At 66.2% G+C, this 20,453-nt stretch carries 20 protein-coding genes and 1 other annotated feature; of the genes, 5 read left to right on the forward strand and 15 right to left on the reverse strand.

Annotated elements, in window-relative coordinates:
• Nucleotides 1-70: 70 nt before the first annotated feature.
• Entirely contained in the window at nucleotides 71-1,159 is a 1,089-nt protein-coding gene (locus ACFVAV_RS32770; protein WP_379039470.1) for a diacylglycerol kinase, read from the reverse strand.
• 116 nt (nucleotides 1,160-1,275) lie between these two features.
• Here ACFVAV_RS32770 and ACFVAV_RS32775 point away from each other — a divergent pair, with 116 nt between their 5' ends.
• From ACFVAV_RS32775 to ACFVAV_RS32785, 3 genes are read left to right on the forward strand one after another with little or no spacing between them, the layout of a single operon-like run.
• Nucleotides 1,276-2,016, forward strand: coding sequence for a glucose 1-dehydrogenase (locus tag ACFVAV_RS32775; RefSeq protein WP_379039471.1), 741 nt, complete (start codon nucleotides 1,276-1,278; stop codon nucleotides 2,014-2,016).
• 22 nt (nucleotides 2,017-2,038) lie between these two features.
• Nucleotides 2,039-3,124 carry an S-(hydroxymethyl)mycothiol dehydrogenase gene (locus ACFVAV_RS32780; protein WP_379039472.1) on the forward strand — a complete coding sequence of 362 codons (1,086 nt, stop codon included), beginning with the start codon at nucleotides 2,039-2,041 and terminating at the stop codon, nucleotides 3,122-3,124.
• Complete coding sequence (locus ACFVAV_RS32785) at nucleotides 3,121-3,774, forward strand: MBL fold metallo-hydrolase (protein WP_379039473.1); 654 nt, start codon at nucleotides 3,121-3,123, stop codon at nucleotides 3,772-3,774. The genes ACFVAV_RS32780 and ACFVAV_RS32785 overlap by 4 nt, the downstream gene beginning before the upstream one ends.
• 42 nt (nucleotides 3,775-3,816) lie before the next feature.
• Here the strand turns inward: ACFVAV_RS32785 and ACFVAV_RS32790 are convergent, their stop codons facing one another.
• Nucleotides 3,817-4,392, reverse strand: a complete 576-nt coding sequence (locus tag ACFVAV_RS32790) for a TetR/AcrR family transcriptional regulator (protein WP_379039474.1) — start codon at nucleotides 4,390-4,392, stop codon at nucleotides 3,817-3,819.
• 75 nt (nucleotides 4,393-4,467) lie between these two features.
• On the reverse strand, nucleotides 4,468-5,298 hold the full coding sequence (locus ACFVAV_RS32795; protein WP_379039475.1) for an SDR family oxidoreductase: 831 nt from the start codon (nucleotides 5,296-5,298) through the stop codon (nucleotides 4,468-4,470).
• Between the two features lie 60 nt (nucleotides 5,299-5,358).
• On the opposite strand from ACFVAV_RS32795, the gene ACFVAV_RS32800 reads away from it, so the two are divergent.
• Nucleotides 5,359-5,988 carry a TetR/AcrR family transcriptional regulator gene (locus ACFVAV_RS32800; RefSeq protein WP_379039476.1) on the forward strand — a complete coding sequence of 210 codons (630 nt, stop codon included), beginning with the start codon at nucleotides 5,359-5,361 and terminating at the stop codon, nucleotides 5,986-5,988.
• A gap of 132 nt (nucleotides 5,989-6,120) precedes the next feature.
• Here ACFVAV_RS32800 and ACFVAV_RS32805 read toward each other — a convergent pair whose 3' ends face one another.
• The 10 genes from ACFVAV_RS32805 to ACFVAV_RS32850 form a co-directional block, all read right to left on the reverse strand.
• Nucleotides 6,121-7,743, reverse strand: a complete 1,623-nt coding sequence (locus ACFVAV_RS32805) for an acyl-CoA synthetase (RefSeq protein WP_379039477.1) — start codon at nucleotides 7,741-7,743, stop codon at nucleotides 6,121-6,123.
• A gap of 26 nt (nucleotides 7,744-7,769) precedes the next feature.
• Nucleotides 7,770-9,029: a hypothetical protein gene (locus tag ACFVAV_RS32810; RefSeq protein ID WP_379039478.1), complete on the reverse strand. Its 1,260-nt coding sequence runs from the start codon at nucleotides 9,027-9,029 to the stop codon at nucleotides 7,770-7,772.
• Nucleotides 9,026-9,577: a nuclear transport factor 2 family protein gene (locus tag ACFVAV_RS32815; protein ID WP_379039480.1), complete on the reverse strand. Its 552-nt coding sequence runs from the start codon at nucleotides 9,575-9,577 to the stop codon at nucleotides 9,026-9,028. Before ACFVAV_RS32815 ends, ACFVAV_RS32810 begins: the two co-directional genes overlap by 4 nt.
• 32 nt (nucleotides 9,578-9,609) lie before the next feature.
• Nucleotides 9,610-9,813, reverse strand: a complete 204-nt coding sequence (locus ACFVAV_RS32820; RefSeq protein ID WP_355280367.1) for a ferredoxin — start codon at nucleotides 9,811-9,813, stop codon at nucleotides 9,610-9,612.
• Nucleotides 9,810-10,607 carry an SDR family oxidoreductase gene (locus tag ACFVAV_RS32825; RefSeq protein ID WP_379039481.1) on the reverse strand — a complete coding sequence of 266 codons (798 nt, stop codon included), beginning with the start codon at nucleotides 10,605-10,607 and terminating at the stop codon, nucleotides 9,810-9,812. The genes ACFVAV_RS32820 and ACFVAV_RS32825 overlap by 4 nt, the downstream gene beginning before the upstream one ends.
• The gene (locus ACFVAV_RS32830; RefSeq protein WP_379039483.1) at nucleotides 10,607-11,812 is read right to left on the reverse strand and encodes a cytochrome P450; all 1,206 of its coding nucleotides are present in this window, start codon (nucleotides 11,810-11,812) and stop codon (nucleotides 10,607-10,609) included. Before ACFVAV_RS32830 ends, ACFVAV_RS32825 begins: the two co-directional genes overlap by 1 nt.
• 146 nt (nucleotides 11,813-11,958) lie before the next feature.
• On the reverse strand, nucleotides 11,959-13,626 hold the full coding sequence (locus ACFVAV_RS32835) for an FAD-dependent oxidoreductase (protein ID WP_379039484.1): 1,668 nt from the start codon (nucleotides 13,624-13,626) through the stop codon (nucleotides 11,959-11,961).
• Nucleotides 13,627-13,825: 199 nt separating this feature from the next.
• Nucleotides 13,826-15,487, reverse strand: a complete 1,662-nt coding sequence (locus ACFVAV_RS32840) for an AMP-binding protein (RefSeq protein ID WP_379039485.1) — start codon at nucleotides 15,485-15,487, stop codon at nucleotides 13,826-13,828.
• 102 nt (nucleotides 15,488-15,589) lie between these two features.
• Nucleotides 15,590-16,480: an SDR family NAD(P)-dependent oxidoreductase gene (locus ACFVAV_RS32845; protein ID WP_379039506.1), complete on the reverse strand. Its 891-nt coding sequence runs from the start codon at nucleotides 16,478-16,480 to the stop codon at nucleotides 15,590-15,592.
• Nucleotides 16,481-17,178: 698 nt separating this feature from the next.
• Nucleotides 17,179-18,633: a flavin-containing monooxygenase gene (locus tag ACFVAV_RS32850; RefSeq protein ID WP_379039486.1), complete on the reverse strand. Its 1,455-nt coding sequence runs from the start codon at nucleotides 18,631-18,633 to the stop codon at nucleotides 17,179-17,181.
• A gap of 187 nt (nucleotides 18,634-18,820) precedes the next feature.
• Between ACFVAV_RS32850 and ACFVAV_RS32855 the strand changes: the two genes are divergently transcribed.
• Nucleotides 18,821-19,123: a transposase gene (locus tag ACFVAV_RS32855; protein WP_379039508.1), complete on the forward strand. Its 303-nt coding sequence runs from the start codon at nucleotides 18,821-18,823 to the stop codon at nucleotides 19,121-19,123.
• Between the two features lie 94 nt (nucleotides 19,124-19,217).
• Here the strand turns inward: ACFVAV_RS32855 and ACFVAV_RS32860 are convergent, their stop codons facing one another.
• On the reverse strand, nucleotides 19,218-19,880 hold the full coding sequence (locus ACFVAV_RS32860) for a cutinase family protein (protein ID WP_379039487.1): 663 nt from the start codon (nucleotides 19,878-19,880) through the stop codon (nucleotides 19,218-19,220).
• 200 nt (nucleotides 19,881-20,080) lie between these two features.
• Nucleotides 20,081-20,209 (reverse strand) — a sequence feature (AL1L pseudoknot).
• A 29-nt stretch (nucleotides 20,210-20,238) separates the two neighbouring features.
• On the reverse strand, nucleotides 20,239-20,418 hold the full coding sequence (locus ACFVAV_RS32865) for a hypothetical protein (protein WP_379039488.1): 180 nt from the start codon (nucleotides 20,416-20,418) through the stop codon (nucleotides 20,239-20,241).
• Nucleotides 20,419-20,453 lie beyond the last annotated feature (35 nt).

Below are 20,453 nucleotides of genomic sequence, written 5' to 3' on the forward strand. Positions count from 1 at the left end.
ACCCCCCAACCCCCCCCCGCGGGGGGGGGGCCCCCCCCCCCCCGCGCCCCCCCCCCCCCCGGCGGTGCCGTCAGACTCGTGCCGCGGCCTCGACGAACCGTCCGGGGCGAGTGACCAGCGGAAGATCCAGCGTCGTCCGGATACCGGACGGCGCGGTCACGACGGAGGGGATCGCGTTCACGATGCGGCCCGCGGCGGCGACGATCGCGGCGTGGTTGTGGTCCCCGTTGCGGCTGGTCGGACAGATGTCGACGTGATACGAGGGCTCACCGACGATCTCGACGCGATAGGAGCCCCCCTCCTGCGCGGGTCGCGGCCAGTCGGGGCACAGGTCCTCACGCAGCCTGGTGATGTGTTCGACGACGATCACCGGCCGGTCCGCGACCATGCCGCGGACCTGGAAGCGCAACGCGGCCAACCCCCCTTCGGGAATGTGCCCGGCCGCGATATCGAACCCGGTCGGCGCCGCAACCCGCTCGTAGTCCTCGGTGATCGCGTCCAGCGTGAGACCGAGCCCCGCGGCGAGTTGCTGGATCGCGGGCCCCCAGGCGAGACTGAGAATGCCCGGCTGCAGCAACATCGGGACCTCGTCGAGCGGCTGCCCGAAGCCCATCACGTCGAACATCACGGTCGCGCCGTCGTAGGTGGCGTAATCGGCGATCTCGAGGCAGCGCACCTGCTCGACGGTCTGGCACGTTCCGGTCAGCGCCAGCGGCAGCAGATCATTGGCGAATCCCGGATCCACGCCGGTGATGAACAGGCTCGAATCACCCTGCTCAGCAGCATCTTCCACCTTCGCGATGATTGTGGGCGGGAGCACGTTCCAGGGATGCTGCAGCATTCCCGGCGCCGAACCCACGACATTCACACCGGCGGCGAGCAGGCGCCGGCAGTCCTCGATCGCTTCCTTCAAGCGAGTGTCACCCATGGCGCAGTAGACGACGCAGTGCGGATCGGTGGCCAGAAGGTCGTCGAGGTCACCGACCGCGGCAATCCCGGTGGTGACCCCTAATCCCGCGAGGTCCCCGGCATCCCGGCCGAGTTTCTCCGGTGACGACACACAGACCCCGGTCAATGTGTAGTCAGGGCTCTCGATCAGACCGGCCAGCGCCAGCCGGCCGACGTTTCCGGTGCCCACATGGGCGACACGGATAGGCATCCGTCCTCCTCATTCCGCGAGCGAACGATCGCGACACACGACGCAAACACTCGTCCACTCTTGATTCCAGACACTAGTCTGGATTTCATTCCAGCTTGCATGTTAGCCTCTCCCGCATGGGACGTGTAGACGGAAAAGTTGCCATCATCAGCGGCGGCGCACGCGGGATGGGCGCAGAACACGCGCGCGCACTGGTCGCCGAAGGCGCCAAGGTCGTCATCGGCGACATACTCGACGACGAGGGCCGGGCGCTGGCCGAATCACTCGGTGACGCAGCGCTGTACGCGCACCTCGACGTCGCCGACCTGGAGCAGTGGGAGGCTGCGGTCACGCAGGCGGTGAACCGTTTCGGCACGCTGAATGTGCTGGTCAACAATGCGGGCATCGTCAACGGCGGGCCGATTCAGAAGTTCGATATGGCCAAGTGGCAGCGGATCATCGACGTCAACCTCACCGGGACCTTCCTCGGTATCCGCGCCTCGGTCGACGCGATGATCGCCGCGGGTGGCGGCTCGATCATCAACGTCTCCTCGATCGAGGGGCTGCGCGGCGCGCCCTGGGCACACGGGTATGTGGCGTCCAAATGGGCGGTGCGGGGATTGTCGAAATCCGCCGCGCTGGAACTGGCCCCCCACAACATCCGGGTGAACTCACTGCACCCCGGCCTCATTCGCACTCCCATGACCGAGCGCATCCCGAACGACCTGCTCAATATCCCGCTCGGCAGGCCCGCCCAATCCAGCGAAGTGTCGCCGTTCGTGGTGTTCCTGGCCAGTGACGAATCGTCTTACTCGACCGGGTCGGAATTCATCGTCGACGGCGGTCTGGTGACCGCGGTGGCCCACAACGGCTCGTAACCGCCCCGAAGGAGCAGCGACAATGACCGAAACGGTCCGGGGCATCATCGCCCGCCATCCCGGCGCCGCCGTAGAAATGGTCCAGATCAGCCTCCCCGATCCCGGCGCACACGACGTCGTGGTCCGGGTGCTGGCCTGCGGCGTGTGCCATACCGACCTCACCTACCGCGAGGGCGGAATCAACGACGAGTTCCCGTTCCTGCTCGGCCATGAGGCCGCAGGCGTCGTCGACCGAGTCGGCGCCGACGTCACCCATGTCGCGGTCGGCGATTTCGTCGTCCTGAACTGGCGTGCGGTGTGCGGCGCCTGCCGCGCGTGCCGGCGCGGGCGTCCGTGGTACTGCTTCGACACTGCCAACGCCGAGCGTCGGATGACCCTAGAAGACGGCACGGAGCTCACGCCCGCGCTCGGTGTCGGGGCGTTCGCCGACAAAACTCTCGTCCACGAAAAGCAGTGCACCATAGTCGATTCCGCTACCGACCCAGCCGTGGCCGGCCTGCTCGGGTGCGGTGTGATGGCCGGCCTGGGCGCGGCGCTCAACACCGGCGCGGTCGGCCGGGGCGACACCGTGGCAGTGATCGGATGCGGCGGCGTCGGCGCGGCAGCGGTCGCCGGTGCGAAACTCGCGGGTGCCACCACCATCATCGCGGTCGACCGTGACGCGACGAAACTGTCCGCCGCCGCCGAACTCGGCGCCACACACTTCGTCGACGCCACCGCGCACGATGCGGTCGAGCGAATCAAGGACTACACCAGCGGTTTCGGTGCCGATGTCGTGATCGATGCGGTGGGCCGACCCGAGACCTGGCGGCAGGCCTTCTACGCGCGGGACCTGGCGGGGACGGTCGTCCTGGTCGGGGTACCGACTCCGGACATGCGCCTGGACATGCCGCTGCTGGACCTGTTCTCCCATGGTGGCGCACTGAAATCGTCCTGGTACGGCGACTGCCTACCCGAACGCGACTTCCCTGTCCTGATCGAACTGTATCGCCAGGGGCGTCTGCCGCTGGACCTGTTCGTCACCGAACGGATCGGGCTCGACGAGGTGGAGAAGGCCTTTGCCACGATGAAGTCCGGCCGGGTCCTGCGCTCGGTGGTCACCTGGTGACCACCGATTCCACCGCCGCGCAGTCCACTGAGCACATCCGGCAGGTGATCACCTCGGGAACCTTCGAACTCGACGGTGGCAGCTGGGCGGTCGACAACAATGTGTGGGTGGTCGGGGACGCCACCGAGGTTGTCGTCATCGACGCAGCCCATGATGCCGCGGCGATTCGCGAGGCGATCGCCGGGCGAGCGGTCCGCGCGATCGTCTGCACGCACGCGCACAATGATCACATCGGCGTCGCGCCCACGCTTGCCCGATCGGTCGACGCCCCGGTGCTGGTGCATCCCGGTGACGACATGCTCTGGCGTGCGGTTCATCCGACCGTGCGATACCAGCCGATCGAGGACGGCCTGCGAATCACCGTGGCCGGCACCGAATTACACATCATCCATACGCCAGGCCACTCCCCTGGGTCGATATCGGTATGGGCGCCGGAACTATCGGCCCTGTTCAGTGGCGATACGCTCTTCGCCGGCGGCCCGGGCGCGACCGGGCGCTCCTTCTCGGATTTCCCCACCATCATCGGCTCGATTCGAGACCGCCTGTTCAGTCTGCCACCCGAAACGGCTGTGCTGACCGGCCATGGTTTGAGTACCGAGATGGGCACCGCGGCCCCCCATCTCGACGAGTGGATCGCCCGAGGCTGGTGACACGATGATACGGCGGTGACTCGCGATCGACTGGATCGCGAGTCACCCCAACAGGCGACGAGCGCACCGCTCCAAGCGATCGGCCACCGCGGCGTATGTCAGATGCCCCATTCCCGCCTGCAGCATCGCGCCGTAGTACAGCAACTCGAGGTCCTCGAGGTCCTCGGTGTTCTCCGAACCCAGCGCCTCGACCAGGCGCTCGTGTAGTGCCATGCCGATCCGGACCCGCAGATGCGCGACATCGGGGTCCTCGCCGAGCAGGGCTTGGCTCATCGCGGCAGCCAGGGCGGGCTCGTCGGCGACCAGCGTGGATACCTGCCGAAGCACCGCGATGGCGCGGGTCGCGGCATCGGCGTCGGGGAGCTCCTCGGGTTCCGCGGCGGCGAACCGCCGCCAGTACACCTCGGCGATGATGTGATCCTTCGAGGAGAAGTAGGTGTACGCGGTGGCCGTGCCGACCCCGGCCTCGGCAGCGATCAACCGGATAGTGGTGGCCGCGTAGCCTTCCCGAGCCACCACGACGACGGCGGCGCTGGTCAGCCGGGCAACGGTCTCGGCCTGTTTTCCAGTCAGGCGACGTCGGGTGGCTTCCATGGGGTTCGACGCAGGTGCAGACATATGTCCGAATACTACACCGACATCTGTCCAGACGGTAATTGTGCCACGCCTGTCGCCGAACCGGCGGTGAAATGGTCAGCGAATGAGGCGCTCGTTGTAGCTGCGGCGTGCGGACTGGTCGACGCCGTCGAGGAAGGTGTGGTCGATACCGAGCCTCCGGACCATGAATTCACTGATCAACCGTGGCGTCACCTTGTCCATCGCGGCCAGCCAGCCGGCTCGGCGCGTCACTGTGACCCGCCGACGTGGTCGTGCAACCAGGCCCGCGACAGCCCGGGCGACGTCCTCGGGTTCGGCCAGCAGCCCGAAAGGCGCGCGCGTCCCGGCGATCATCTCGGTGCGGGTGAAGGTCGGCAGGACCGCCGAGAAGTGCACACCACGGCCACGGTGTTCCCGGCGCATTGTTTCGGTGAAGCTCAGCACCGCCTGCTTGCTGGCGCAGTAGGTAGCCATCCCCGGGGTCGGGTTCTCTCCGGCGAGTGAGGAGATGTTCACGATGTGCCCGCGCCGACGCGAGAGCATCTGCGGCAGAGCCAGTTTCGTACCGGCGATGACGCCGTAGACGTTGATGTCGAGTATCCGGCGGGTGATGTCGTCGGATTCTTCGACAAAGGGCCCGACCGGCATGACCCCGGCATTGTTGATCAGGACATCGAGGGGGCCGACCGCCTTCTCCGCACTGCCGAGAAAGCGCTCGAACGAGGCCGGGTCGGTGACATCGAGCGCGAAGGCGCCCGCGAGCCCGAGAGCTGCTGCAGTGTCGGCCGCCGTGTCGAGATCGATGTCGCCGATGACGACCGAGCACCCGCGCGTCGCCAGCTCGGCGGCGATGGCCCGCCCGATTCCGCGCGCACCTCCCGTGATGGCGATCGTGCGCGCCGCGGTCGAGGTTGGACTCACACTCATGACCGCCGCCCGCCGATGCTCTGTTGCCTACTCATCAAGTTTCCGCACCTCCTGGGCGATATGACCGTTGTCTCAGCCACTATCCATTGCCTTGCAGTGGTGTCCAGAATAGCATCTAGACTTGTGTCCGAAACAGTGTCTTCCACCGCTGAAATTGACCGACGGATTCCCGACGACGAGGCCGAGACCCGCGCGCGAATCCTGGATGCCACGATTCGCGTCCTGTCCCGCAACGGCTTCGACGGTCTCAGCCTCCGCGCTGTCGCCGACGACGCCGAAATCACGACAGCCACCGTGCGGGCCTATTTCGGCTCGCGCGAACGACTCGCGGCCGAGACGATATGGCGCAGCCTGTCATTGGCCGCGCACAGCCCCCCACCGGCCAGGCTCACGGTCGCGGCCGGTCTCGACCCCGACGACACCTCCATGCCGCTCACGATCTCTCGCATGGCGGATGAGGCCGCCGATCTCGGCGACAACCCCAGGATCACCGCGTTACGGGATCGGCTGAGCGCTCGTGTTCGCCGACGTGCCCTGACTGCCCTTGGACCCGATGCCGATGCCGAATCCGTCGACCTGCTCGAACGGGTATACACCGATGCGCTCATCGATGCGGCCACGGGATACAGCTCGCGGATACTCGAGTTGCATGCTGCGCAAGCTCCGGAACAGCCGGTCACCGGCCATTGAGCCGAGCTACCGGTTCGTACCGAAGTGACCGGTCGCGGACCGGGAACAGCTGGTCACAAAACAGTTGTTGCACGCCCAGACGACAGAGCGCCGTGCGGGCGTGCAACAACATGCGCCAGGTTCAGCGCCGGTTCAACGGCGAGCCGATGTCGCGACCCGGAAGTCGGGATCGCGGTCGGTGGTGTAGTTCTCGGCCCAGCGATAGTCAGGTTTGCCACTGGGCGAACGAGTCACCGTCTGCGCGATCCACAGTGTCCGTGGCACCTTGTAGCCGGCGAGATGGGTGCGCGCGTGGGCGATGATCGATGCGAAGTCGGGTTCGGTCCCCGCCGACAGTGACATCACCGCCGCGACTTGCTGTCCCCATCTTTCGTGCGTGATGCCGACAACCACCGCGTCGAACACCGCCGGGTGCGCTTTCAGCACGCTCTCGACCTCTTCCACGAAGACTTTCTCGCCGCCGGTGTTGATCACCATATTGCCGCGCCCGATGAGCGTGATGGAGCCGTCGTCCTCCACGCGAGCACGATCGTCGGTGACCACCATCCGGGCGCCGTCGACGGTCTTGAACAGCTTCCGGGACTTCTCGTCGTCCTTGTAATAGCCCAGCGGCACCGCGCCCGTCTTCGCCAGCCAGCCTTGTTCCCCCACTGCGACCGGGCGGCCGTCCTCGTCTACGACCACGGCACCGCGGCCGGTCTGCACCCGCGGACCTCGCCCCGGATCATCGTGCTTGGTCGCGAAGCCGATGCCACCGAATCCGGTCTCCGACGATCCGATGGAATCGGTGACCACGGCGAACGGGAACTGTTCGAGCAGTTCGTTCTTCACCGGCTGGGACAGCAATGCCGCACCCGAGGCGACGGCCACGAGGGAGCTCGCGTCCGGCAGCGCTATTCGGTACGCATCCAGCAGTGGCCGGGCCATCGCGTCACCGGTGACGACCATGATCGCGGGCCGTTCCCGCTGCACAGTCCGCCAGATGACGGCAGGGTCGAATCTCGATTCGTAGACGATGGTGTTGCCGCTCCAGAGCGCGGCGAAGGTGGGCATCATCCCCGCCGCGTGAATCAGCGGCGGCAGGATCAGCCACCGGGTGGGATCGGCTAGCGCGCCGGCGCGCGACTGCGCGAACTCGTCCACCACCGGTTCCCCGGTGTAGAAGTCGATACCGCCGCCGAGGACCCGCCACATGTCCTCCTGGCGCCACATGACGCCTTTGGGCAGGCCGGTAGTGCCGCCGGTGTACATCACGAACAGGTCGTCGGCGTTGCGGGCCGCCTGCGGCCGCGCCGTCGATGCGGCGAGCACGGACTCGTAGGGCACCGCGCCGGTTTCGAGGTGATCGCTGCCCAGATCGTCGTCGACGACTATCGCGTGGCGAACCCGCGGCGCGTGCCGCAGCGCCTGCTCGACCGCCTCGGCATAGCTGCGGTGGAAGACCAGGGTATGGATGTCGGCGTTGTCGTAGAGGTAGCGCAATTCTTCGGCGCGGTAGCGGTAGTTGATGTTGATCGGCACCGCCCGCACTTTGAAGCAGGCGATGATCGTTTCCATGGTCTCGATGCTGTTGTGCATCTGGAATCCGACATGGACCCCGGGGCCGACGCCGATCGAGATCAAATGGTGGGCAAGGCGATTGGCCCGGGCGTCGAGTTCATCGAAGGTGATGCGCCGATCGCCGTGGATCAGCGCGGTGCGCCCGGGCATCGCGTCTACCGCGTGCTCGAACAGGTCAGCGAAGGTGCACGCCATAGGAATTCAATCTTTCGGTGGTGCTGTCAGATCACGGTCAGCGGAAGTGGAATGCCACGGTCGGCGAATTGGAAGTTCGCACCGGTGCTGAACCGGGTGATGGCGACATCGCCCGACTCGGCGAACGGCTTCTCCGCCAAGAGGAATCCGACCGCGAGTTCATCGTCGGTGTCGTCGATGACGTGGACCGTGAAACGCGGATTCACCCCGCGCGCCATCGCCTCCAACGGTGCCAGATGCGCGGCGTCGATCAGCGCGGGCCAGACCTTGTCGGTCGCGGCCCCGCTGTGCTTCGGGATTCGCACGCGCACCCCGATATCGGCGTGATCGACACGGACGCCGGTGTAGCACAGCGGGTTCCAGGCCGGATGCCGCCGCAGCACCTGGGCCAGTGCGGCGTCGTCGTCACCGAGACCCAGTGCCAGGCGCAGCCGCTCGGCGGTCAGGCCCGCGATGCCGGCGAACTGCCTGCGCCCGATGTCGGCGGCCGCTGCGTCCTCGGCCCTGGCACCGACTGCGATGAGGAACCCGAGGGTCAGCAGGTGGTGCTGGAGGCACACCTCGTCAGCCATGCGGATCAGCGCCGAGCGCGAGAAGTCGCCGAACCGCAGATCGCTGAGCAGCGGGCCCGCGTAGTCGCCGAGTCCGGGGTCGAGTGGATCGATCGGATCCAGCAGCACCTGGGCGGCTTGCGATCGCGCGACGGTCTCGAAGTTGGCCGGAACCGGTGGCGGGACATGCGAGTCGTCGATGACAACCGTCCATGCGCAGACCGGATGACGGTCGGCGGGCACCCGTGGCGGCCGATGGATCGGCCGCACCTGGGCGTGCGGGTTGGTGGCCAGGGCGGTGGCGTCGAAGGTGGGGTCCTCGATGTCGTGGCACATCGACCGCACGTAGGACTCACCCATGGGCTCCACGTCCGCGAGCGCGCCGCAGTGATCGAGCCAGAACTCGCCGTGCCGGTGGTCGTGCACGCGGTAGCGGAAGTCCATGAACTGCGGTGGCGCCCCGATATCGAGTTGCAGCCCTTTGAAGATCGTCTCCACTCCGTCGCCGGTGAAGCCGAGCGCGCGCTGCATCCGCCGGGTGTAGACGGGGCTGGCCACCTGCCATTCTTCGATGGCCACCTCGGCCATGCCCTCGCGGCCGAAAGCCGCGATGCTGTGTGCCATCCCGGAGCGGTCGATCAGGTGCCCGCTCAGCAGCAGTTCGGGCACCAGGATCGCCAGTTCGGTCCGGCTCAGGTCCGCGAAGCCGCTGCGCGCGCGGTCCGGTTCGCTCACCACAGCGGCACCGGGGCTTCGCCGATCTTGTACCAGCCCGGCAGCGGGTCACCGGAGACGGCCCGGGTGATGCGCTTGTTCATGCCCTCCGACAGCACGTCGGCCGACATCATCTCCAGGAACAGCGAACTCACGTTGCCGAAGTCGAAGAAGTCCCGCTGCCAGGACCACTGGAAATTGCCGCCGTAGCGGAACCAGCTGCCGCCGATACCCGCCGGGGAGTAGTGGCTACCGTCGGGACGTGTGGTGTCGGCGACCTGCTTCCAGAAGCCGATCACAGTGCCGCTGCGGTCGTCGACGACCATCTCCTGATACGGGTAGGTCCAGCCCTCGAGGCCGTCCATTTCCACACCGATGGCGATGTCGCGGATCTCGTCACGGCCGACCGCCATGAATTCCTGTGTCGGACCGTAGTTCCAGCCGTAGGTGGCGTCCTCGGTGTAGTACTGCGCCAGCGGGCGCCAGTCGCCCTCGGCCTCGCAGTCCTTGTTGGCCTGCAGCCAGCGGGTCACCATCTCGTCGAGCTCGGCGCGATCGAAAGCAGCCATGTTCTCAGTCCTTTCGGGTTTTATCGGGCAGGTCAGTTGTCGTCGCCGTCGATGATCGACAGCGCGCGAGTGGGGCAGTAGCGGGCGGCGTCCATGACCGCGGCACGGGCTTCCGGCGCAGGATCGGTGTCGAGGATCTCGACCTTGCCGCGACGGGGCACGGTGAAGACCTCAGGTGCCTCGGCCGCGCAGACCGCGTGGCCCTGGCACAGATCCAGGTCGACGACGATTTTCATGCGAGGCTCCCGTCAGTCCTCGGCCGCACTCGCGCCTCGGGTTGCACCTCGGTCAGCCGGATATGCGCGCCGCGCGGCGCCGACACCACGGCCAGGACGGCCGCGGCCAGATTGGACGCGCGCAGCATCTCGGAATGCCGGGCGAATCCCCAGGCGACCCAGTCCTGCAGAACCGGCCCGATGATCTCGGCGGTGGTATCGGAACCCATCGAGGTCTTGGTCGGGCCGGGCCGTACCACCGAGGCGCGCACGCCGGTGCCCTCCAGCTCCATCCACAACTGCTGGGCCATCGCTTCCAGGCCCGCCTTCGCGGCGGGGTAGGCGCCCGAACGCGGGCGCGGCGACGGCGCGGTGTCGGAGCTGATGATGACGAAATCGCCACGTTCGCGCTCGATCATGCCCGGGAGCACCCGGTGGGCCAGCCGCTGCGGGCCGACCAGGTGGACGTCGACCTGACGCAGGAACTGTTCGGGGGTCAATTCGTGGACCTGACCGAAGACCAGGTTCCCGGCCCCGGACACGAGGATCTCGGTCGGCCCGAACTCGGCTTCCGCGGCGGTGACAAAGCTGTCGACGGAGTCGGTGTCGGTGACATCGAGGCGATATGCCAGCGCCTGGCCGCCGTCAGCGCGGATCTTGGCCGCCAACATCTCGCACTCGTCGAGCCGACGTGCACCCAGCACGACGGGATGGCCGGTCTCGGCCAGCGCCTGTGCGGTGGCCGCGCCGATGCCGGATGATGCTCCCGCGACGAGCGCCGGACGGGAGTCGGGGTGGGGGGCGAAGCGGGGCATCAGCGGACCTCCGTAGTGATGGGAAGCGTGGCGAAGCCACGCACGTTCGTCGAATGCACCCGCACGATCCCGGCGTCGTCGAGCGCGTAGTCACCGACCCGGGACGCGAACTCGCGCAGTGCGATGGTGGTCTCGAGCCGCGCCAGATGGGCGCCGAGGCAGAAGTGCACGCCGGCGCCGAAACTGGCCAGCGCACCCTTCTCCGGCCGGTCGATCCGGAAGACGTCGCCGTCGGGAAACACCGCGGAGTCCCGGTTGGCAGACCCCATCAGCAGCAGCACTTTCGCGCCTGCCGGGATCGTCCGGCCGTGCATCTCGATGTCGGTGGTGGCGTTGCGGGCGACGATTTGACTGGAGGTGTCGAACCGCAGCGTCTCCTCGACCCAGTCCGGCACCAGGTCCGGGGCGGCGACCACCTTGGCGTACTCGCCCGGTGTGCGCGCAGCCCAGTACAGCGCGTTGCCCAGCAGTTTGGTGGTGGTCTCGTTGCCCGCGACCACCATCAGGAACATGAACCCGATGATCTCCTCGTCGGTGAGCCGGTCACCGTCGATCTCGGCGTCGAGCAGGGCCGAGGTGAGATCGTCGGTCGGCAGCTGCCTGCGGCGGGCGACCATCTCGCTGTAGTACACGATGAGTTCGAGCGCGGACTCGATGGCCGCGGCGGGCATATCGAGCACCCCGTCGTCGCGGTGGACCACCAGATCGGCCAGCCGCCGCACTTCAGCACGGTCGGCGACCGGGACACCGAGGAGTTCGGAGATGACGTCCATGGGCAGTTTGCCCGCGAAGTCCTCGATCCAGTCGAAGGATCCCTCGGCCAGCGCCGGTTCGAGGTGCTCGAGGGTCAGCTCGTGGATTCGGCTGTCCATCTCGGCGACCCGGCGCGGCGTGAAGCCCTTGAACACCAGCTTGCGCATCCGCATATGCCGCGGATCGTCCATAGCCAGAAACGACATCGTCTTGTGGGCGTGCGGTCCCCAGGCAGCCGGATCGAGGGAGACCCCGTTGGCGCTGGACAGGCGCACGTGGTCACGGAATCCGGCGATGACATCGGCGTGGCGCGACAGGGCCCAGAAGTCCAGATCCGCGTTGTGGTAGAGCGGGTTCTGCGTGCGCAGGCGCTCGTAGGTCGGATACGGATCGTCGTGAAACGCGTAGTCGTACGGATCGAACGTGAACGGCTCCACTGCGGCCGACGGCATCACGTGTACCTCGAATTCAGTAGCGGGCGTGCCCGGTCCCCGGTCATCCGACCGGGCCGGAGGGACAATTGACTGGACATGTGTCTGGACACTATCACCGACATGAGCCCATAACAATGCTCATCGCGAAATTCGGCGCGACGAGCTCACATTCCGCGACGCGCAAGGTCAACGATCTCCCCGGCGCGCACGAACTTGACCCGGGGCCGCCCCGCCAGAGCACCCTCGGCCCGCTCGGCGGCATCGACCGCCATCCAGCCGCCACGGTCGATGCGCTGCGGGCAGCGCTGCGTGAGCAGTTCCTCGAACGCCTCGCGATCTCGATCCGGCTCCGCCAGACTGCCGGCGAGGAAGTCCTCGATCAGCCCCGTCACCGTCTCCTCGGCATCACCCCGGTTCGTGCCGATGACCCCGCGCGCGCCCCGCTTGATCCAGCCGGCGGTGTAGACGCCGGGTACAACCGAGTCCGCCGCATCGACCACCCGGCCACGCCGGTGCGGAATCACGCCCGCGGCGGAGTCGAACGGAACATCGGGCACCGGATTGCCTCGATAGCCGACCGCCCGCAGGATCAGCGAGGTGGGTACGACTTCCGTGCGGTTGGTAGCGACAGCTGTCGCGCCGTCGGCCGAGGCCCGCAACTCGTTGTGGACGATCCGCACCGCATCCACCGAATCAGCGCCGCTCACCTCGGCCGGGGAGACGAGGAACCGGAAGACGATGCGCTTGCGATCACCGGCGCCCGCCTGTCGCGCGTATTCCCCGGCCAAGGTCAGCTTGAGCCGCAGCGCAGGATCGGTCGAGGGATCCGCGAGCATCGCGGCCACGTCGCCATCGATGTCGGCGGGATCGATCACCACGTCGACATCGAGCTCACCCAGCGCCAGGAACTCGGGCCCGGTGAACGCGGCGTGCGGCAGACCCCGGCGGCCGAGGAGAACTACTTCGCGAATATTGCTGTGCCGCAGCGCTTCCAGCGCATTGTCGGCGATGTCCGTGCGACCCAGCGTCGCCGGATCGGCGGTGAGGACGCGGGCGATATCGAGCGCTACGTTGCCGTTGCCGACGATGACGGCGCGTTCGCCCGAGAGATCGAAGTGCCGGTCGGCGAAGTCGGGATGTCCGTTGTACCAGGCCACGAACTCGGTCGCCGAGTAGCTGCCCACGAGATCCTCACCGGGGATGCCCAGCCGGCGATCACCGGAAGCCCCGACGGCGTAGATGACGGCGTGGAAGTGCGCGAGCAACTCGGCGTGGGTGACGTCTCGACCGATGTCGACGTTGAGGTGCATCCGCACCGCGTCCCGTTTGAAGGCGGCGTTGAACATGTCAGTCACACCGCGGGTTTCGGGATGGTCGGGGGCTACGCCGTAGCGGGCCAGCCCCCATGGCGCGGGCAGCCGGTCGAACATGTCGATCTCGACCCGGCCACGCCCCAGAAGCTGCTCGGCCGCGTAGCAGGCCGCCGGGCCCGTGCCGACGACGGCCACGCGCAGCGTCGCCGACTCCCGTGGCACGCGGATCGGGTTCGGCGCTGCCGCGACGGCGGTGTCGAGTGGATTGCGCTCGAAATAGGCGGCATTGATGTCGGCGTAGCGCGCCAGGGCGGGTGGCAGTTCGTCGGCACCGAAAATGGCGTCCACCGGGCACGCCTCCACGCACGCACCGCAGTCGATGCAGGTATCGGGGTCGATGTGCAGTATCTCGGCGGTGGCGAACGCCGGCTCGTCCGGCCGGGGCCGAATGCAGTCGACGGGGCACTCCACCACACAGCTGGCGTCGTTGCAGCAACGTTGGGTGATCACGAAGGCCATGGGTGTCCTCACGTCTGTGGAACCGAGGAGTCGATTCATGTGGCGGTGATGCGGTCGAGGTCGCATGCCGATGACAGACAACCATACAGACAGCTGTCCGAATCATATTTCGGACTAGAGTTCAATGCAACATCGGCGCGGGAGTCCAGCTATTGCCGACAGGGCGGGAGAGCCCTCGCCAGGTCGGCGGTACCTCCGTTCAGCCCATGGCCATGCCCGTGCGCACCGCGAAGTCCTGAGCCCACCGGTAATCCGCTTTCCCGGTAGGCGATCGCACGATTTCCGAACATCGGAGAATCGCCTTCGGAAGTTTGTAGCGGGCGATGTGTTTCGCACCTTCGGCGAGCAATTCCGCGTCGGTGACGGTGTCATCCATCAGTTCCACGATCGCCACGACCTCGCTCCCCCATCGACTCGACGTCCGTCCGACCACCACCACATCCGATACGCCAGGATGCGCCGCGATGGCCCGCTCGACTTCCTCGACGAAGATCTTCTCGCCGCCGGAATTGATGGTCAGGTTGTCGCGGCCGAGCAATTCGATCTGGCCACCGTCGCGCAAATTCGCGCGATCTCCGGCGATCGCCCAGCGCTGTCCGTCGATAATGGGAAACGTCCGTGCCGTCTTCGCTTCGTCGTCGAGATATCCGAGCGGAATACGGCCCCGCCGCGCCAGCCAGCCGTGCGCCCCGGGCTCGGTGAGCACCCGGCTCATCTCTTCGTCGACGATGGCGGTGTCCGAGCTCTGAGGCGCGAAGTTTCCGCCTGCTTGCGGGTCGGCGGAACCGTAGACCTGTGTCATCTGGATCCCGGATTCCGAAGAACCCACGGAGTCGATCACCGTCACCTCGCGGCCCAGTGCGGTCATCAGCCGCTGACGAACCGTCGGGGTGAGTGGCGCGCCGGCGTTGTGCACCGCGGCGAGCGTGCCCAGGTCGTAGTGACCGGCTTCGAGTTCACCCGCGATCGGACGAGCCATCGCGTCACCGACGATCGGCAGCGCGATCACGCTCTCCCGCGACACCGCCCGGAGCACGGCGGCCGGGTCGAAACGGTCCGTGACCGAGGGCAATACCAGCGTGCCCCCGTGGGTCACCGTCTGGAACAGCAACCACCCGCCGGCCCCGTGCATGAACGGGGCGGCGACCACGAGCCGGTAGTACCCCTCGGTCGCACGTGCCGATTCGACGAGCTCCGCGTAGGAGCCGAGCTGCTCGCCGGTGCCGAACCGGGTGCCACCCATGGCGGCCATGTAGATGTCGTCCTGCTGCCACAGCACCCCTTTCGGCATCCCCGTCGTGCCGCCGGTGTACAGCAGGTACAGGTCCTCGCCACGAGGTGCGGGGAGCCCGTCCGGCGGCGGCGGAGTCGACACCGCGTCTTCGTAGGCGACGGCACCCGGCAGTAGTTCATGGTCACTGCCGTCGGCGACTTGGACGAGCAACACCGATCCGGGCAATTCGTCGAGAATCGCCGCAACCCGGGGGGCGAATTCCGCTTGATAGACAAGCACTTTGACCTGAGCGTCGCGCAACAGGTAGACGAGCTCTCTTTCGACGTAGCGGTAGTTGACGTTGAACGGCACAGTGCGCGACCGGTAGGCACCGACGAGAATCTCCGGATATTCGGTGCAGTTGCGCAGGTAGATGCCGACATGGTCCTGGCCCGAGGCATGACCGGCCAACGACGACCGCTCGATCCGGCAACCGAACCCCCGAGCTGCGAGAAAGCTGGCGAATCCACTGCTGCGCCGGTCTGCCTCGCCATAGCTGATCCGCCGGTCGCGCCAGACTATGAATTCCCGATCAGGCACCGCCGCGGCGACAGCAGCGAAGACTTCCGACAGATTGAATTTCACCATTGAAACCATCCCGATGATATGGAACTTGATTCATCAATTGCACTCAGAAACCGTGGCCTGACAGACCAGCTCGGGCGCGAAAGGGGGCGACCCGCCGGACTACTACGTGGCACTCACATCGGTGGCGATCATTCGATGCAGGTCCCCGATCGGCCACACCGGCGATGTCCGGTGATCGCGGTAGCCCAGGACCTGCGGAGTCTGCCGTCGATACCTTCCCACGAATCCTCCTGCGGCAACGAAGATCTCGCCCGTGATGGACACCGCCGACGCACTGCTCAGATAGAGATACAACGCGGCGGCGTAGTCAGCAGGTGGTGGATCCAGCGACGCGTCCATCGTCACCTGGTCGATCATCCCGCGGCGGTACAGCTCCTGTAGGTGATCCTCGTACGCCGGCCCCGAGGAAAGCCGGGTCCGAGCGCCCGGACAGACGACATTCGCGCGCACCGCCCGGTCTTTCAACTCAGCCGCGATCGCCAGCGTGAGGCTGTTGACCGCGCCTTTCGCAGCGGCGTAACCGGTACCACCGAAGTCACCGAGGAACGCAAAGGACGAGGTGTTGATGATCGAGCCACGCTGCTGGGCCACCATGCGCGGGGCGGCGATTCGGCAGGTCGTGAATGTCGTTGCAAGATGGGAATCCAACTGCGCCTGCCAGTCCCGCGGATCGATCGAAAGAATCGAGGAACCGGACGGTTCCGCGATCCCGGCGCAATTGACGAGCACATCCACCGCGTCGCATTCGGCAACACACGTTCCGACCAGTTTGTCCGCGACCGGCGAATCGGCCGCCGACCCTTCGACACCCCACGCCGCGCCGCCCGCAGCACGGATCTCGGTGACGGCTCGGTCCACAGCCGCCCCGTCCCGTCCGTTGATCACGACTCCCGCACCGTTCATCGCCAGCAGGCTCGCCACAGCAAATCCCACACCGCTACTACCGCCGACAATCACCGCCCCCCGGCCATCCATGATCTGCGGTCGACTCACTCGACACCGCCCGCGATGCCCGGCCCGCACACCGTTGGGGCATCCGGACAACACTCGATATCACATCGAGCACTCGGTCTCCGCTGCATCAGGCTCTCCTCACCTTGCACGTTCTCCGGAGGGAGTGCATGACCGTCAACCTCCGCTACGACCGGAAGCGGCCTTCCAACTGAGACCCTTCAGTGTCTGGACAGATGTCTATCACATATTCTGACACTTGTACACCAAGCTCTCTCACTCGGAGCGCACCACCGACCATCGACGGTGAGCATGGGCCGGCCGCTCATTTCCCCGACCGCCAGGTGCGGCCCATGCCGACGGCGCGGGAATGCCCAATTCCGAAGCCATCGAACAGATTGGAGCCACCGCCACGCGTACTCGAGTTCGGCGTAGGTGAGGCAGACCAATCCCGAAACGGGCACGAGGACATCGAGGCCACGACGGAGACCAACCGGGCGTTCGACACAGGCACGACCGCAGAACACAGCATCAGTGGCTCCAGCGACGGTACGGATGGCGCGGACGTGACCGCTCGCAACAGGGCTCAGGTCGTGCGGCATGGCCAGGATGACCGGCGGGCGCCGATCGATCCGATCAGGAGCTGGTCCACGAAATCGCCACGACAGAGTAGTTCGTTGCGGGACCTACGCTACCGCGCCATCATCGCCGCTCAGCCGCGGAGCGCGGTCGGCGCGGGCTCATTCGGAGAACGCCACCACACCGTCGTCGATCCGGCTGTGCCGCAGCGCCTTCTTGTCGAAGTACCAGTTGTGTTTCAGCCGCCACGGGTCGCGGTCACCGGCGACGGGTAGTTTGCCTGCCGCGCGCTGCAGGTAGCCCGAGGTGAGGTCGAGCAACGGCTTCGGCTCGAGACCCTCCGCCAGCCGCGGGACGACAACCTTCAGGTTGTGCTGGTCCATGTAGTCGAGCAATCGCGTGACGTACTCGCAGACCAGATCCGCCTTCAGAGTCCAGGAAGCATTGGTATAGCCGATGACAAAGGCGAAGTTCGGGACGTCGCTGAGCATCATCGCCTTGTAGGTGAACGTATTGCCCAGTTCGATCTGCTCACCGTCGACGTAGAACTCGGCCTTACCCATCGGGACCACCTCGAGACCGGTGGCGGTCACGACGATGTCGGCCTCGAGCTCGCGGCCCGAAGTGAGCGCGACGCCATTCGTGGTGAACCGCTCGATGATGTCGGTGACGATGTCGACCTTGTGGCTGTGGATCGCTTTGAACAGGTCGGCTCCGGGCACCAGACACACCCGCTGATCCCACGGATCATACGGTGGGCGTAAGTGTTTGGCGTAGTCGAAACCGTCAGGTAGGTGGACCTTCGCCCACCGTTCCAACAAGGCTCTGGCCGTCTTGGGGTTGCGGCGACAGAACTCGTAGAAACCGATTGTCATGGCGGCATAGCGTGCGTGGATCACCTTGGCAGCCAGCTTGCCGGGCAGGATCTTGTTCAGTACCCGGGCAAATGGGTCCTTCCGAGGCTGGCTCACGATATAGGTGGGTGTCCGCTGCAACATGGTGATATGTGCAGTCTCACGGGCCATCGATGGGATGAGCGTGACCGCGGTGGCGCCCGAACCGATCACGACCACCCGCTTACCGGTGTAGTCCAGATCCTTCGGCCAGTGTTGCGGATGGACCAGTGTGCCGCGGTAGGCGTCCAGGCCTGGCCAGTCGGGTGTATAGCCATGGTCGTAGTCGTAATAGCCACTCGCGGAGAACAGAAAGTCGCAGGTGAGCGTCGACGTTTCACCGGTATCGACGTGTTCGATCGTCACCGTCCAGCACTTCTCGTCTGTGGACCAGGAGAACCTGGTAGCTCGGTGGTGGTATCGGATCCGCTGATCGACGCCGTACTTCGCTGCCGTCTCACGCAGATAGCGCAGGATGTCAGCGCCGTCCGCGATGGCGTTTTCCCCGTCCCACGGCCTGAATCCGAAACTGAGGGTGTACATGTCGGAGTCCGACCTGATACCCGGATATTGGAACAGACTCCAGGTCCCACCCAATTCTCCTCGCTGTTCCAGCACCGCATAGCTCTTCGCCGGAAAGGCACGGCTGACGTGGACAGCAGCATCTATTCCCGACAGTCCAGCGCCCACGATCAAGACATTCAGGTGGGTAGCCTCGCTCATACGTGCTCCTTGATGCCGTCGCGAAATGCACAGTATTCACCGGATGCGCGGCGACGGAAGGTTCTCGAAAGGTGCTTTCGAGCAGCCGCCGGAGCTCACGCGCACAATTTGAATTGCTTCTATCCTAGCCGTTCGAGGCCATGGCGTTGGTGACGCCGGTGCGGAGGTGAGGTAGATCGGGCGGCGGTTGAAGCGTGCCGCGTCGACGATCTCGCGCGAGCTTCGGCGCAACATTCGCCACGGAGACGACAGCCGCTACGAGGCCGGACTCGCGCACGCCCGCGCCCGAGAGCACGCCCGTCGTGTGCGGCGCAGCGTCTTTGCCCGCGACGAACAACTACGGACGCTCGTGCAAGCGAAACTGCTCCTGCAGTGGAGTCCAGAGCAGATCGCTGGCCGGCTGCGGACCGAGTACCCGGACAATCCGCAGTGGCACGTCTGCCACGAGATCATCTACCAGGATTGTATTTCGGTGGAAGTCGTGGCTTGACAAGGGATTTGGCTCGAAATCTGCGCCAAAAGGCGCAGCGGTGAGGACTTACCATCCCGGCCAGGCTGGGGCCGGACACGACCGGCCACGCTCGTCACACCTGGCTCGCCGCGAAATCCGCCGCGGGCTCCATGGCCCACCTGTAGTTCGAATGCGCCGTGGCGTCGATCCCACCGCCGCAGACCGGATCACCGGCCGCGCAGTAGTTCCCGGTGCGCCCGGCGTATCCCGCTGGCACGGCCGAGCCGACGGCCCGCATCGGGTCACCGAAGAGCAGGATCGCCGCGATCCGCGAGGCCAGGTCGGCGGGCAGCGGGTAGATACCGGGCAGCGCGGTCACCATCCCGTTCCCGAGCACGCCGTGGGTGACAACCGCGCCGAGCGAATAGCCGACCAAGACGAAGCGCTGATCCGGACAGATCATCGCCTGCGCGACGAGATGGTCGGTCATGTTCCTGGTTCCGTCGCTCAGCGCGGACGGCACCGTCAGGTCCGCCGGATAGTCCACCGCGTAGGCCTCGACGGCGACCGGAACCCGGTGCTGAAGTGCGTCGTAGAGTGGATCACCGACCGTGCTGCCGAGTGGTCCCGGTTCACCGGCTCCCCTGGCGACGACCACGTCCACCGGGGTGCAGGCCGCGGCCACCGCGGGGGTGCCCGACCCGAGTACCACCCCGATCGCTGTCGCGAGCAGGAGCAGTGCGGCGGTCCGCGCCGGGCACCGTCCCCGATAACGATCGACCGCCGGGTTCTTCATCACGCTCACCCACTCACGCCGTTGTGAGACCCGGGTGACACCTGTCGGTGACAATTGCCCGGTATATCCGCGAGCGTAGGAACGCCCCGGCCCCCCGTCAAGAAATTCGACCCACGATTTCACCGGAGGGCATGTTCGAGGTCGGCGTCTGCAATATCGCGGGCCGAGGGAGGGCGGAATCCGGCCTTTCGGTAGGTCCGGGGCGCGACCTGGATGCCGTGCTCGGTGAGCACGCGACAGATCGACTCGACGCCGTGGACCTGGCGGTGTTGGTCGATGAATCCGACGATCAACGGTGTCGCGGGTCGAGTTCCCACGCGAAAGAAGCCGACGCCAACTCGAGGATCTCGTTGGCCTGCTACAGTTCTCGGTTCTCGCGACGCAACTGCTCGAGCTCGAGCTGCTCGGCGGTCTTCGCCCCGGTGGCGGGCTTACCCGGACTTGCTTGGGCTTTCAGTATCCACTGACGCAGGCTCTCGGAATGCACGTCGACCATCGGCTCGATCGCTTGCGGACGGGTACTCGTCGAGGTGGTCAAGGGCCAACCTCAGCGCTTTCTCGCGAACCTCGGGT

This window comes from Nocardia sp. NPDC057663, assembly GCF_042799895.1.
Lineage (GTDB): Bacteria > Actinomycetota > Actinomycetes > Mycobacteriales > Mycobacteriaceae > Nocardia.